20 protein-coding genes are annotated in these 12,550 nt (G+C 32.4%); 17 read left to right on the top strand and 3 right to left on the bottom strand.

Features of this window, described 5'->3' with window-relative positions:
• Positions 1 to 4 precede the first annotated feature (4 nt).
• From D2K62_RS10890 to D2K62_RS10840, 12 genes are all read left to right on the top strand, one after another.
• A complete protein-coding gene (locus D2K62_RS10890; protein ID WP_117161442.1) occupies positions 5 to 619 on the top strand; it encodes a DUF4355 domain-containing protein in 615 nt (204 codons plus the stop codon).
• A gap of 42 nt (positions 620 to 661) precedes the next feature.
• Positions 662 to 1,477, top strand: a complete 816-nt coding sequence (locus D2K62_RS10885) for a hypothetical protein (protein ID WP_117161441.1) — start codon at positions 662 to 664, stop codon at positions 1,475 to 1,477.
• A gap of 64 nt (positions 1,478 to 1,541) precedes the next feature.
• Positions 1,542 to 1,814, top strand: a complete 273-nt coding sequence (locus D2K62_RS10880) for a hypothetical protein (RefSeq protein WP_117161440.1) — start codon at positions 1,542 to 1,544, stop codon at positions 1,812 to 1,814.
• 13 nt (positions 1,815 to 1,827) lie between these two features.
• Positions 1,828 to 2,004 carry a hypothetical protein gene (locus D2K62_RS18775; protein ID WP_157967883.1) on the top strand — a complete coding sequence of 59 codons (177 nt, stop codon included), beginning with the start codon at positions 1,828 to 1,830 and terminating at the stop codon, positions 2,002 to 2,004.
• 9 nt (positions 2,005 to 2,013) lie between these two features.
• Entirely contained in the window at positions 2,014 to 2,319 is a 306-nt protein-coding gene (locus D2K62_RS10875) for a phage head-tail connector protein (RefSeq protein ID WP_117161439.1), read from the top strand.
• Positions 2,316 to 2,633 (top strand): hypothetical protein, encoded by a 318-nt coding sequence (locus D2K62_RS10870; protein WP_117161438.1) that lies wholly within the window; start codon positions 2,316 to 2,318, stop codon positions 2,631 to 2,633. The genes D2K62_RS10875 and D2K62_RS10870 overlap by 4 nt, the downstream gene beginning before the upstream one ends.
• Before the next feature lie 6 nt (positions 2,634 to 2,639).
• A complete protein-coding gene (locus tag D2K62_RS10865) occupies positions 2,640 to 2,969 on the top strand; it encodes an HK97 gp10 family phage protein (protein ID WP_117161437.1) in 330 nt (109 codons plus the stop codon).
• A complete protein-coding gene (locus D2K62_RS10860) occupies positions 2,966 to 3,364 on the top strand; it encodes a hypothetical protein (RefSeq protein ID WP_117161436.1) in 399 nt (132 codons plus the stop codon). The genes D2K62_RS10865 and D2K62_RS10860 overlap by 4 nt, the downstream gene beginning before the upstream one ends.
• Before the next feature lie 6 nt (positions 3,365 to 3,370).
• Entirely contained in the window at positions 3,371 to 3,904 is a 534-nt protein-coding gene (locus D2K62_RS10855) for a hypothetical protein (RefSeq protein WP_117161435.1), read from the top strand.
• 74 nt (positions 3,905 to 3,978) lie between these two features.
• Positions 3,979 to 4,302 (top strand): hypothetical protein, encoded by a 324-nt coding sequence (locus D2K62_RS10850; RefSeq protein WP_117161434.1) that lies wholly within the window; start codon positions 3,979 to 3,981, stop codon positions 4,300 to 4,302.
• 53 nt (positions 4,303 to 4,355) lie between these two features.
• Complete coding sequence (locus D2K62_RS10845; protein WP_117161433.1) at positions 4,356 to 4,619, top strand: hypothetical protein; 264 nt, start codon at positions 4,356 to 4,358, stop codon at positions 4,617 to 4,619.
• The gene (locus D2K62_RS10840) at positions 4,620 to 6,464 is read left to right on the top strand and encodes a phage tail protein (protein ID WP_117161432.1); all 1,845 of its coding nucleotides are present in this window, start codon (positions 4,620 to 4,622) and stop codon (positions 6,462 to 6,464) included.
• A gap of 119 nt (positions 6,465 to 6,583) precedes the next feature.
• Here the strand turns inward: D2K62_RS10840 and D2K62_RS10835 are convergent, their stop codons facing one another.
• From D2K62_RS10835 to D2K62_RS10830, 3 genes are all read right to left on the bottom strand, one after another.
• The gene (locus D2K62_RS10835) at positions 6,584 to 7,183 is read right to left on the bottom strand and encodes a hypothetical protein (protein ID WP_117161431.1); all 600 of its coding nucleotides are present in this window, start codon (positions 7,181 to 7,183) and stop codon (positions 6,584 to 6,586) included.
• A gap of 26 nt (positions 7,184 to 7,209) precedes the next feature.
• Positions 7,210 to 7,356 (bottom strand): hypothetical protein, encoded by a 147-nt coding sequence (locus tag D2K62_RS18770; RefSeq protein WP_157967882.1) that lies wholly within the window; start codon positions 7,354 to 7,356, stop codon positions 7,210 to 7,212.
• A gap of 341 nt (positions 7,357 to 7,697) precedes the next feature.
• On the bottom strand, positions 7,698 to 8,339 hold the full coding sequence (locus D2K62_RS10830; RefSeq protein ID WP_117161430.1) for a hypothetical protein: 642 nt from the start codon (positions 8,337 to 8,339) through the stop codon (positions 7,698 to 7,700).
• A 277-nt stretch (positions 8,340 to 8,616) separates the two neighbouring features.
• Between D2K62_RS10830 and D2K62_RS10825 the strand changes: the two genes are divergently transcribed.
• The 5 genes from D2K62_RS10825 to D2K62_RS10810 all read left to right on the top strand — a co-directional run bounded on the left by D2K62_RS10825 (position 8,617) and on the right by D2K62_RS10810 (position 12,455).
• Complete coding sequence (locus D2K62_RS10825) at positions 8,617 to 8,916, top strand: hypothetical protein (RefSeq protein ID WP_117161429.1); 300 nt, start codon at positions 8,617 to 8,619, stop codon at positions 8,914 to 8,916.
• Positions 8,913 to 9,827 carry a hypothetical protein gene (locus D2K62_RS10820; RefSeq protein WP_117161428.1) on the top strand — a complete coding sequence of 305 codons (915 nt, stop codon included), beginning with the start codon at positions 8,913 to 8,915 and terminating at the stop codon, positions 9,825 to 9,827. The genes D2K62_RS10825 and D2K62_RS10820 overlap by 4 nt, the downstream gene beginning before the upstream one ends.
• 407 nt (positions 9,828 to 10,234) lie before the next feature.
• Positions 10,235 to 10,726, top strand: coding sequence for a sulfite exporter TauE/SafE family protein (locus D2K62_RS19165; protein ID WP_232824112.1), 492 nt, complete (start codon positions 10,235 to 10,237; stop codon positions 10,724 to 10,726).
• A gap of 44 nt (positions 10,727 to 10,770) precedes the next feature.
• The gene (locus tag D2K62_RS19160) at positions 10,771 to 11,052 is read left to right on the top strand and encodes a sulfite exporter TauE/SafE family protein (RefSeq protein WP_232824110.1); all 282 of its coding nucleotides are present in this window, start codon (positions 10,771 to 10,773) and stop codon (positions 11,050 to 11,052) included.
• Between the two features lie 11 nt (positions 11,053 to 11,063).
• On the top strand, positions 11,064 to 12,455 hold the full coding sequence (locus D2K62_RS10810) for a bifunctional metallophosphatase/5'-nucleotidase (RefSeq protein ID WP_112181752.1): 1,392 nt from the start codon (positions 11,064 to 11,066) through the stop codon (positions 12,453 to 12,455).
• Positions 12,456 to 12,550: the final 95 nt, after the last annotated feature.

The following is a 12,550-nucleotide window of genomic DNA, read 5'->3' as shown; positions in this document are numbered from 1 at the left end:
GTAAATGAATTTAGAAGAAATTAAGCAATATCTAGAAAGTAACAAAGAAAACGAGGAAGTTAAAGCATACATTGAGGGGTTATCTAGTGTGACACCTGATGGAGTAACTAACTATCTTGAAACTGAAGAAGGTAAAAAACTTCTACAACCTAAATTAGACTCTTATTTTAACAAAGGCTTAGAAACGTTTAAGCAAAAATCTATGCCTAAGTTAATTGATGAGGAAATTAAGACTCGTTTTCCAGAAAAAGATGAGAAGGATATTGAATTGGAAAAGATTCGTTCTGAGTTACAAACGATTCGATCAGAAAAGCAACGTGAATCTTTGACAAACAAGGCTATTAAACTAGCTAATGAACAGAAACTTCCAATTGATTTAGTAGACTATTTCATCGGTGAAGATGAGGACAAAACTACTCAAAATTTAACTAAGTTAAAAGAGGTATTTGATACACATCTTCAATCGGCAGTAGATGAGAAATTAAAAGCTGGTGGTACTAATCTCCAAGGTGGTACTCAACCAAAAACATTTACAAGAGAGCAAATTAGTAGTATGTCACATCAAGAAGTTTCAGAAAATTGGGAAGCTGTCCAAGAGTCGTTAAAAAGCAGTAAATAGGTAACAAAAAACTAAAATATGAAAAGGTTAAGGTGATTATTAATGTCAGTAAACACATTTATTAAAACGGTTTGGGAAGCACGTCTATTAGCGAATTATTCTAAAGCATCAATTGCGGAAGTTATTACAACTCCTCCAACGACAATTGAAGGTAAGACAATGAAATTTAATAAAGCTGGTGCAGTTGATGTGAAAGACTACACAGGTACAGTAGTTTGGGATGAAATTGACACAACAGATGTTGATTTAAATATGGATCAACAAAAATACTTTGCTTTCACATTGAATGATGTAGATGCAGTTCAAGCAGCAGGTGATCTAGTTGATGCTCATGTTACGAATGCTTCTAGTGGCGTCCAAGTGGAAACGGATTCGTATGTATTGGGACTATATACTGATGCGCATGCTGATAACACAATCGGTACCGATGCAGCACCAGAAACAATAAGTAAGACTAACGTATATGATTATATCGTTGACTTAGGGACTAAGTTAAATAAAAAGAAAGCACCTAAAACTGATCGATATGTAACTATCAACTCAGATGTATTAGGATTACTTTCTAAAGATGATCGTTTTACCCGTCAGCCTATTGTTCTTGAAAATGGTATTGTTGAAGGACAGAAGATTAATGGCTTACAAGTTGTTGTCTCGGAGGAATTAAGTGAAGTAGACGGCAAGTTACATATTGTTGCTAACCACAAAGGTGCTATTGGTTTTGGAAAGCAGATTGATCAAATGGAAGCCTTACGCTTAGAGTCAAAAATGGCTGATGGTGTTCGTGGATTAACTGTATTCGGCGGTAGCGTAATTCGCCCTGAAGGTGTAGCAGTATTAGTCGCTACAATTGGACAATAAAACTATTTAAAAGGGGTAGGGTATTATCTCTACCCCTTCTTTTTCAGAATGAGGTGAATTATAATTGTATGGAAAAATAGTATCTTCTAACGGTTTCATAACAATGCCAGAGAATGAAGATGAAATAGAAATAAAGCTAGATAAAACAGTTCATTTCTTCTCTTTCATTTCTGATCTTACATGTTTAATTTATTTAAATGGCGATTCAGATGGAATTGTGGTGTTTGGCAACATTGAATCACCTATAACATTAAAAGATATCCCAGTTTGGAAATTAAAGGTGAAAAGAGATCAGATAGGTGGAGAAATGCACTTTAATTATTATGGTATGTATTAAAAGGAGTGATTGAATGTTATATAAAAATATTGAGACAGGTATTGTTTGGGAAATTAAAAGCGATGCGCATATTACTAGGTGTGAGAAGGATTCAAATTATGAAAAAGTTGAAGTAAAAAAAGAAACGCCTAAGAAAACAAATCCAACTAAAACGTCTCCTAAAAAGGCTACTACTTCAACAGAAAAGTAGGTGAAACAAATGGCAGAATTAGAAAATATAAAAGCTTTGCTTGGAATCGATGAATCAGATACCAGTAAAGATGGTGTAATCAATTTGTATATCTCGAGAGCTACAAATTATACGAAAAATTATTTGAAAGTTGAGGAAATACCACCTGCGTTAACAGATGTAATTGAAGATATTGCAATTTTTAAATACAAGCAAAAAGGTATTGAAAATATCAAATCTGAGGGTAAAGGTTCATTATCTGAAACATATATGGAATCCATTTCCGATGATATTATTAATCAATTAAACTCACATCGAAAGGTTAGAGTTTTATGAGATTAACTAAAATGATGTATGTAATTGATGAGAGTGAAACTGAAATAATCGATTGGACTCCATTAGGTCAGCCTATCTATGGTGATATGGTAATTCTTTATCATCCTATTCCATGCGAAATAGAACCGTTTTCAGCTGGTTTAGCGGAGTATCGGTATGGAGTATTTGCTGATATAACACATAGAGCATTTACTGAACCAAGTGATTATTTAACACTACTTGAATCAGTTAGATATGATGGTGAAGATAATTATAAAATCACTCAGGTTATGAGATATGATAAGCACTTTGAAGTTTTAATTAAAAAGGGTTGATTATAGATGGCAAAGTCCAAATTTAAACAAGCAAAAAAAGAAATGAGAAAAAGACGTGAGACAGTCGCTAAAACTGTAGCACTATTTGCTGAAGCTGAATCTAAGATAAGAACTCCTGTTAAAACTGGTAATCTAAGAAGAGGCATTACACATGAAATTCAACATGAGGACGATAGATCAATAGCAGTCGTTGGTTCAAACGTTGAGTATGATGCGGTAATAGAACTTGGTAGTGAGGTTCAAAATATCCAAGCACAGCCACACCATCGACCAGCAATTACTGAAAATATAGGCAGACTCAATAAAATGATTAATGATGGGCTGAATTTAAAATGATGATCGTAACAGTTTTAAACTATTTGAAGGCAGATGAAGAACTGGTTGAGATGTTAAATCATAATCCAGAGCATCATAAAATTACTGCATACAGTTCATTTGATAAAAATGCTTATTCATACATTGTTGTTAAATTAGTACCTGTCAATTTGGACACTATGATAGGTCAATATGAATGTGAAGTAAGGATTGTAACTGATGATGATTTGCTAGTAGAACCATTAACAACGAAAGTTAATAACCTTCTACATTTCGGCAATAAAGCAGGATTCCAATTAAAAAATGAAACGTTATTCTACTCCACATTTACAGGGAGTAGTTTTTTGTTTGATCAAGAAAAGCATGTATTTGAGCAAGTATTAATATTTAATATGAAATTTAAACGAAAAGGATGATTGTAAATGGCAGATGCTCAAGAGATTTTGTTTGGTACAGGTGATTTATTTGTAGTACCAGAAGAAGTTGATTTAGAAGTTGATACACAAGAAGTAATTGATGCGGCATTAGTAAAAGTGGGGGAATCAAGTGGTGAAGCTACTCTTGCTGTCGAATACGAATTTGCTGATGTTCGAGGCGGTACGGCAAATCAAATAATGAAAAGTGTAATGACTTCTGAGACTATTTCATTTTCGGCAGGAATTGTTACCTATGATTTAGATAAAATTGGTGAATTTGTTGCAGGAGAATATTCTGAAGATGAAACGGAGCGTAAACTTAAATTAGGTGGTGGCTTTAAGGTTCCTGTTAAGCGATTACGTTTTGTTCATACAAAAGATGATGGTAAGAAAATCATGATGGATATGCATAAAGCACAAAACCGTGCAGGCTTAGAATGGATATTTAACGTAGAGGAACAAACTAATTTCGAATATGAATTTACGCTAATGAAAGATCCAAATGTAGATAATATTGTAACGATTACAGAAGAAATTTAAATTTATACATAAGTAGAGGTGTCTCAATGGAGATGCCTTTTTTTATTAACAAAATATGAAGGAGTGATATATAAATGGTGCAAATTGATTTATCAAAAGTAGTAAAAGAGCCATTAGAATTAAAATTTTCGGAAGGTGATACGTTTGTTATTCCTACTGAACCGAATTTAGAAATGACATATCAGATGGCAGACTTTGAAGGCAAGATGAATGATGCAAAAACAAGTAGAGATAAATTAGATTTATTTGTTGAAGCAACATTATTAATTTTAAAACAAGATAAAAGCAAAAAAATAGATGATAAATTCGTGAAAGAAAACCTTTCACTAAAACAAATGGAACAGGTATTTCAAATTTATCAAAATCAAATTATGGAAAACCATGATAACCCAAACTAAAAAAGCCGTATTACCCATCCAAAGGTACTAAAAAGAATCAAAAAAATGGGGGTATGGCTTCTGCATTTGAGTTATTGAGTGATGTTACTTACTTGTCCAGAAAAATGCACATAAGTCCTAATGACATTTGGGAATTACCACATAGTCATTTTTTAGCATACGTAAGACATAATTGGATATTCGACCTACAAGAGACGGAAGAAGGAAGAGAATATCTTGAAAAAGCCGAACGTTACCAGAATCCACGTACGAAAGCAGATATAAGTGCTATTCGTTCATTTGGTGGATATTCGGGCGAAAAGGCAGGTGAAAAATAAATGCCAAGTTTTAATTTAGGTACATACGGTGCTGAGATTGTATTAGATGATTCTCAGTTTAACAAAGGTTTAAATAATGCTGAAAAAAATATAGGTAAAACTGAAAAGACAACACAATCATTTGGTAAAAAAGCAGGAAAAGTTGCATTAGGTGCGGTTGCTGGATTATCTACTGCATTAATAAGTGCAGGTGCAGCAGGGATCGGTATGGCTAATAAGTTTGCTGAAACAGCGGATAAAGTTGATAAAACCTCACAAAAAATGGGGATTTCAACAGATGCATATCAGGAACTTGAATTTGCACTTGGTCAAGTTGGTGTATCTGGACAAACTATGGAGAAATCTGTAGGCAGGTTAAACCAACGTTTAGGAGATACAAAGGATAATGAAAAATATCGTACTGCAATTCAAAATTTAGGTATCGCTACTGAGGATGCTAGTGGTAAGACACGAAATGCTGATGATGTGTTCATGGAGTCCGTTCAAGCTTTACACGAAATGGAAGACAGTACACAACAAGCAGCAATGGCTCAAGAAATATTCGGTACTAAAACTGCACGAGAGTTAATGCCAGCTATTACGGCAGGCGGAGATGCGATTGCAGGATTGCGTGGTGAAGCACATGAATTAGGCGCGGTTATTAGTGAAGATGGTATAAGTTCAGGTGTACTTTGGACTGATACTATGGATAAAATGAAAAATATGATGTCTGGTGTATTCAATACATTAGCACAACAGTTGTTACCTACTTTTCAAGGATTGTTAGATTGGATAATGGCTCATATGCCACAAATTCAAGCGACGATGCAAACTGTTTTTGATGTTATTGGAACTATCTTTGGGACTTTCATAAGTGTGATCGGTACTGTTATTACGTGGTTGAAAACATGGTTCCAAAATAATCAAGAAACCATTGACAATATTAAATTAGGTTTTCAGAACTTTGTGGAAATTATAACTGATTTAATTCAAGGATTTGTTGATTTGGCTATTGCTATATGGAAAAAATATGGTGATACTATTTTGAGTTTCTTGACTACAACTTTTGAAAATATTAAAAAGGTTGTTAGTGGAGCTTTAGACATCGTTAAAGGTATTATTAAAACTGTAACAGGTTTCATTACTGGTGATTGGGATAAAGCTTGGGAAGGTATCAAAGATATATTTAGTGGCATTTGGAAAATTATTGGTGGCATTGTAGGTCAAGCAATAAATATAGTTAAAACCTATATTAAGTTAGGCATGGATAATGTTTCTGGTAAGGTTTCTAATGTTTTAGATGGTATTAAAGGGTTCTTTTCTTCAGCTTGGGACAAGGTTACAAGTGGTACAAATAAATTTAAAGATACATTTTTGTCTATATGGGATAAAATTAAAACAGGTATCAAAAATGTAGTAAGTCCTATTATCGGTTTTATAAATGGCATAATTGGTGGAATAGAATCAATGGTGAATGCTGTTTCTAAAGCGATTAATAAATTACCTAGTTTTGATATTCCAGACTGGGTTCCTAATTTTGGTGGTGGTACTTTTGGTATACCTCATATGCCATCAATTTCTATTCCTAAAATCCCTTCATTAGCTACTGGTGGAGTTGCTAGTCAACCTACATTGGCTCAAATTGGTGATGCAGGAGTGGGTAATCCTGAGATAGTTGCTCCTAAGAAAATGTTAACTGATATATTTTCAGATGTATTAAAAAGAAATCAATCAAATAAAAAAGAAACTAACCAAAACAATGTAATCAACGTCAATGTTGAAATGCATGGAGTAAATAATCAGAAAGATTTTTATGCAGAATTAAACCAAGGTATGCAAAGTTTGGGTGTACAGTTTAAACGTTAACACATTTGACCTCAATCATATAAAAGAACGATTTGCAATATTTGTTTCAATTACATAAAAATATCTATCATAAAACTAAAAGCCTCTACTCACTGTAAAAAGTGGTTAGGGGCTTTTTTTTACTTTACATTCCATTTAGCAATAAGATCAGTTGTGTAGCCACTTTCTGATTTATGATAACTCACTTCACTAATTGTTATATCTCTATCATACATATACATATAACTTCCACTTCTTTTTTCGCCTTCGTAAAGATAGCCAGCGTCATCAAAATTCATTGAATATCCAAGCTTATTAAATTCCTCTTCAAGTTCACTTTCTTCAAGTTTGAATTTTAATGAACCAGGTTTTTCTAAAGGTTCTTCAGATTTATTATGAACTTCAAAGTAAGCTTGCACACCTCCCGATACATACTCTAACTTTTGTATAGTTACCTCAATTTCCTCATTCGAAAATGTTTCACCCAATGCTAGAGTGGAGACTTCTCCATTTGTTTCGTTATTTTCAGCAACCTCTTTTGAATCATCTGTTTCCTCTGCAACCATCGACTCTAATTCTACAATTCTCTGTTCTTTTGATTCTAAGGTTTTAGTTTGTTCTTCAATTGTTTTTTCTAATTCGTTAATTATTTCCGTTTGATCAGTTGAAGACTCTACAGTTTCATCATTGGAGCAAGCAACTAAAAATAATAACAAAAATAGACATACTAATTTTTTCAAATAACCCCTCCTATAAAAATTTCTTCTTATCCAACAATTTTATCGCATTTTAATAGTAATTGTACCAACCTTCTCATGTCAGGTGATCCTTGTTCTGTGAATGTTCCTATTCCCTCTATATGTACGGTATTTGGCCTAGAATTATCTTCCTTCGCGATGTATTTGTTTTCCACTACAGTATCATCTCCTTAAATTTGCTTGTACATTGTTAACAATACTATAACACGAAAGATCTTATACAAAAGGTATCGTATGTTTAACCTTTGTACTCGTAAAAGTCACTATATTTAACCCCTAATAATTACGTAAGTTGAAAAAGTTGTGGGATAGTTGGATATGTTCTCGCATTGCACCAATTGCTCAAGGGGTTTTAAGAAATTCCCATATACTCAATAATATATTTTTTATCATATTCTGATTGTTTTATATAAGATCCAATTAAACTTATAATTTTCATTTTATTACCAATTATATTAATTCGACATTATGCTACAAAACCTTCATTATTATATTGTTAAAACCCACGATTTGATGTTTTTCTTTTATTCCTTGGATTAGATTTAATATGACTTTGTATGCTATTCACGCTTTTCTTAATAGCCTTATTGTCGTCTATGACAAATTCTAACGAATTTTTTAATGAATTTTGAAACGATTCTTCCTTATATTGTTGTAGATCAGTTTTTTGATTAAAGTATGTACTATAAAACAAACTTAGTGTAGCAAGTACTACCCCAATTATTGAAAAGCTATCCATTGTAAGAGATACTCCACTTTGGAAATGATAGAATAAGAACAAGCATAATAAAATTAAACTTGATATTGTACCTGTTAAAGAGAAGGTTATATTGATTTTCTTTAATAAAGGTACTCTCATGTATTTTTTAATTGATTTAAACTTATCGAAATAAAAAAAGTCAAACTTAAAGAGTCCAACATAAATCAATGCTATGATGTAAGTAATAACATATGTATGATACAAAGTTAAAACCCATACAATTTTGTGTTCTATATCAATATTGAAATAAACGCCAAAAAATGAAAATGGTATTAATAGCATGAACATTAAGAAAACTGCATATAAAAAGAAGTGTGCTAGTTCTGATAATCTTATATAGAACTTTGATAATTGTATTTTTTTAATGTAAATCTTCATACAAACCTCCTCCTAATCTTCTATTTAAATAGATACATATCCAGATTCTTTTTCAAACTTTTTTCTATTGACAACACCTACCCCATTCTAAATATGAATATTTTAATGTATTTTTGATTTAAAGTTTCTTTATTATCACATCTATTATTTATATACGTAATCTATAGTAATATAGTTTCATATATTTACTATTAACTTGTCAGTAATATCTAGTCAATTGTGCTCAATCATGATAGAGTTATAGAGGATATTCAGAATAGTTGGGGGTAATCAAGTCATGCATAATGATAATAAAATAGCGAAAGCAATATTTATACTTGGTATTATTGAAATGGTAGCAGGAATTATTTTAGGTATTTTTTTAGGTAACGAAGAAGTTAGTGGAGTTTATGGTTCTTATAACGAATTCTCATGGTCATTATTTGTAGTTTGTGCAATAAGTGGATTAATAAGTGGGTTATTGTTTATAGGTTTTAGCGAAATCATAAATTTATTAGACAAAAATGGTAGTGTATTAAAAACATTAGATAAAAGAGTTAGGCATATAGAAGATGAAGTGAAGGAAAAAGCTCTATGAAATGGATAAAACTAATATTTTTATTGTTCTTAGTAATCCTTTTAACTTCCTGTGGCAAAGCATCTCAAAACGAAGAAGAGAGATTTGTGGATGCTATTGAAAATAATGATACTCTTAATGAGTACCTTTCTGACTTTTCTATTGTTGATGGAGACTTAGATAAAGAGATGGGTGCGTATCTGTATAGCGTGTCTGGTATTGCTAGTGATAATTTTTTGAATCTATCTGATAATCAGAAATACTATATTCTACGATTAGTTTCAGAAGAAATTGAAGCTAATATCTCTAGCAACTCCAAAAGTAATAACGGACATTTAGATTGTGGTGGTAAAACACCATGTCGATTTGATGAAGTGCAGATTAATTACTTTGGTGATAATACAGATAACACCATTTTCTATTCATTAGATTTCACTGATTTTTTAACAAATACAGATGAAATGGAAATTTTCACAATATATAATGAGGAAGATAAAAGTAGTACAATTGAAACAGTGCGAGATTATAATGGTGAAAACTTAAATGTCAAAAGCAAGTCAACTGAAGTTAATCTAAATAATTTAGATGACTTTATGAAAAAAGAAAATATAAAATTAAGCTGGAAAGATATAATAGAAGATAAAGAGAATAATCTGGGAAAAACTTTTGCGATAGTAGGGACACTTCAAGTATATAATTATTTTGATGAAAACTTTTTAGAAGAAGAATATCTCGTTGCAAAACTTATACCAGAGTCTAGTGAAAAAGGGGAGTATTGGTATATGTATTTTGAAAAAGAGGAATATGAAAATATAATTCAGGACTTTGGATCGAGAAGCTTATTTGTAAAAATAAAGGCTGAGATACCCCAAAAAACTTATGAAGGCGGTCAAGAGGTGAATCAAGCACAAGTCGTAGAGATAGAATACTGAAAAACAAGTGAATTTCCACAATATAGGCGCATTTGTTTGTTAAGATTTTAGAAACACTATATAATAGAAGAAACTAGAAATAACTGTTCAAAGTAACGAGTAATTATTGTGCCAACTTTTTGCCACGTTAGCACAATATACTATGATGACTTATGATTTATATAATATTAAAAACCTTGTTATATCAATGTTTTGATTAGATATGACTTGCTATTATAATGCTACTTAATTAGCTTTGAAATGGAAGGCTCAATTGGTTAATAGTAATAGCTAGAGAGTCCGTTAATTCGGGCTCTTTTTTCTTTTAAAATTTTCAGATATAATGAATAAGGATATGTATTCTTAATTGATTATAAATAGTGTTGAAATAGGAAAAAGATTATATTAAATAGAACGGTTGTGAACGAATGTTTTTTCTTATTTGCATTCTAATTGGTTTCGTAGCTACCTTTGTTGGTAGTATTGTAGGACTTGGTGGTGGTGTAATACTAGTACCAATTTTACTAATATTAAATAAATTTCTCTTAAGCTTTGAATGGGCAAGTCCACAGCATATTGTAGGTATATCACTAATAGTTATGATTTTCACGGCTTTTTCATCAAGTTATACATATTATAAAAAAGAAAGAATTGATTTTAGAAGTGGGTTTCTTTTCGTTATGGGTAGTGTTCCAGGTGGAATTATTGGATCTTGGACCAATCAATTCTTTGATTCGGAGAGATTTTCAATATATTTAGGAATAATTATGCTATGTATGTTTGGCTTATTCTTCTTTAGGAAAACAACAGAACCAGTGACAACAAATAAACGTTGGCAAATAAATCGAACGATAAAAGTCTATCAGAAAACATATACATATCAATTTTCAATTTTTGCCGGTTTTCTGCTGCTTTTATAGTGGGTACGCTTTCTGGTATGTTTGGAATTGGTGGGGGATCATTAATGGTTCCAATTATGGTATTAATCTTCCGTTTTCCCGCTCATACGGCAACAGCAACATCCATGTTTATGATACTTTTTACAAGCATTTCAAGTTCTGTTGCACATATAATGTTAGGAAATATCATGTGGGAATATGTTTGGTTGTTTATAGCTGGTGCGTGGTTTGGTGGTATACTTGGTGCAAAAGTAAATCAACAAATGAAGAGCGGTACAGTTGAATTCCTGTTAAGGGCCTTATTATTAATTATAAGTATCCGATTGATTTGGCAAGGGATAGAATAGAGGGGTTATAGATGAGTGAAGATATTTTTTTCTACTATACAAGCGATTTACATAGCCATTTCGAAAATTGGCCTAAAATAACACGTTTTCTAAACAATAAAAGAGCCGAAAGAATTCGTGAAAAACAATCCTATTGGTTATTTGATAATGGAGATCATATGGATCGATTTCATCCCATATCGGAAGCTCTACTTGGGCAAGGAAATGTTGCGTTATTAAATCAAGCAAAGTATGATTTTGCAACGCTAGGTAATAATGAAGGCATTACATTGGAGCATGCTGATTTATTTCAACTATATGATGATGCCGAATTTTCTGTTGTTTGTGCAAATTTGTCTAGTTTGGATGGTGCAAATCCTAACTGGCTTAAGGCGACTGATCAATTTGAAACACTTTCCGGAGTAAAAGTAGGTGTTATTGGACTAACAGCTCCATTTCATGCCTTTTATAATCCGCTCGGTTGGCAAGTAGAGGATCCGTTTGAGGTATTAGAAAGGGAGTTAATTAAATTAAAAGATGAAACGGATATTATTATACTTTTATCTCATTTAGGCATTAATGAAGATGAGTGGATTGCTGACCATTATCCAACTGTGGATGTGATAATTGGTGGGCATACACACCACTTATTTCGAGATGGATACACTCGTAATAAATCGATCTTAACCGCAGCTGGAAAGTATGGTCACTATGTAGGAGAGATTATCCTGACATGGGACCATCAATTGCAACAGGTGATTAATAAACAAGCGTATGCGACTCAAATTGACCATTTAGAAGAAGATAGCGATACACAAAAACTTGTTGATCAGCAGACAACAATTGCAAATAAACGCTTAGAACAGCCGATCACCACGCTAACAAAACCATTAGCCGTAAATTGGGATCAAGAAACCACTTTAATTAAGGATTTGACAAAAACATTGTTAGATTGGACAAAAGCTGATATCGCAATGTTAAATACTGGTTTATTATTAGAGTCACTACCTGAGGGACGTGTTACTTATGCTGATATTCATCGCATTTGCCCTCATCCAATTAATCCTTGCGTTGTAACATTAAAAGGACAACAACTAATCGAAGTAATCCGTGTAAACTTAACTAAAGCCTACAAGGAATTAGAGGTTCAGGGATTTGGATTTCGTGGAAAAGTAATAGGTAAGATGATTTATGCAGGGTTAGAGATAAAAACAGGGATGGATGAGGATGGCGAAGAAAGACTAAACGAAGTAAGCTTTGGGAATAGTCCCATTGACCCGAAGAAAACGTATACGCTTGCTACAGCAGATATGTTTACTTTTGGGCATCTTTCACCAGAAATAGCGCGTTCAAAGTCAAAAAAATTCTTTATGCCTGAGTTCATCCGTGATTTACTTGTTAAGACGCTAAGGGATAATAATTAATATAAAATTTTTATCATATTATGTAGATAATTGTTGGAAAGTCTGATAGTATTTGATTAAATAACGAAAGACTTCGTAATGAGTAAGGAGATCGT

The sequence above is a fragment of the Paraliobacillus sp. X-1268 genome (assembly GCF_003426095.1).
In the GTDB taxonomy this organism is placed as follows: domain Bacteria; phylum Bacillota; class Bacilli; order Bacillales; family Amphibacillaceae; genus Paraliobacillus_A; species Paraliobacillus_A zengyii.
Note: the sequence above shows the minus strand (reverse complement) of the source record. Positions and strands in the feature narration are given on the sequence as shown.

Coding starts and splice junctions, on each gene's coding strand:
- D2K62_RS10890 (WP_117161442.1), top strand. CDS start 5: ATGAATTTAGAAGAAATTAAGCAATATCTAGAAAGTAACAAAGAAAAC.
- D2K62_RS10885 (WP_117161441.1), top strand. CDS start 662: ATGTCAGTAAACACATTTATTAAAACGGTTTGGGAAGCACGTCTATTA.
- D2K62_RS18775 (WP_157967883.1), top strand. CDS start 1,828: ATGTTATATAAAAATATTGAGACAGGTATTGTTTGGGAAATTAAAAGC.
- D2K62_RS10875 (WP_117161439.1), top strand. CDS start 2,014: ATGGCAGAATTAGAAAATATAAAAGCTTTGCTTGGAATCGATGAATCA.
- D2K62_RS10870 (WP_117161438.1), top strand. CDS start 2,316: ATGAGATTAACTAAAATGATGTATGTAATTGATGAGAGTGAAACTGAA.
- D2K62_RS10865 (WP_117161437.1), top strand. CDS start 2,640: ATGGCAAAGTCCAAATTTAAACAAGCAAAAAAAGAAATGAGAAAAAGA.
- D2K62_RS10860 (WP_117161436.1), top strand. CDS start 2,966: ATGATGATCGTAACAGTTTTAAACTATTTGAAGGCAGATGAAGAACTG.
- D2K62_RS10855 (WP_117161435.1), top strand. CDS start 3,371: ATGGCAGATGCTCAAGAGATTTTGTTTGGTACAGGTGATTTATTTGTA.
- D2K62_RS10850 (WP_117161434.1), top strand. CDS start 3,979: ATGGTGCAAATTGATTTATCAAAAGTAGTAAAAGAGCCATTAGAATTA.
- D2K62_RS10845 (WP_117161433.1), top strand. CDS start 4,356: ATGGCTTCTGCATTTGAGTTATTGAGTGATGTTACTTACTTGTCCAGA.
- D2K62_RS10840 (WP_117161432.1), top strand. CDS start 4,620: ATGCCAAGTTTTAATTTAGGTACATACGGTGCTGAGATTGTATTAGAT.
- D2K62_RS10830 (WP_117161430.1), bottom strand. CDS start 8,339: ATGAAGATTTACATTAAAAAAATACAATTATCAAAGTTCTATATAAGA.
- D2K62_RS10825 (WP_117161429.1), top strand. CDS start 8,617: ATGCATAATGATAATAAAATAGCGAAAGCAATATTTATACTTGGTATT.
- D2K62_RS10820 (WP_117161428.1), top strand. CDS start 8,913: ATGAAATGGATAAAACTAATATTTTTATTGTTCTTAGTAATCCTTTTA.
- D2K62_RS19165 (WP_232824112.1), top strand. CDS start 10,235: ATGTTTTTTCTTATTTGCATTCTAATTGGTTTCGTAGCTACCTTTGTT.
- D2K62_RS19160 (WP_232824110.1), top strand. CDS start 10,771: ATGGTTCCAATTATGGTATTAATCTTCCGTTTTCCCGCTCATACGGCA.
- D2K62_RS10810 (WP_112181752.1), top strand. CDS start 11,064: ATGAGTGAAGATATTTTTTTCTACTATACAAGCGATTTACATAGCCAT.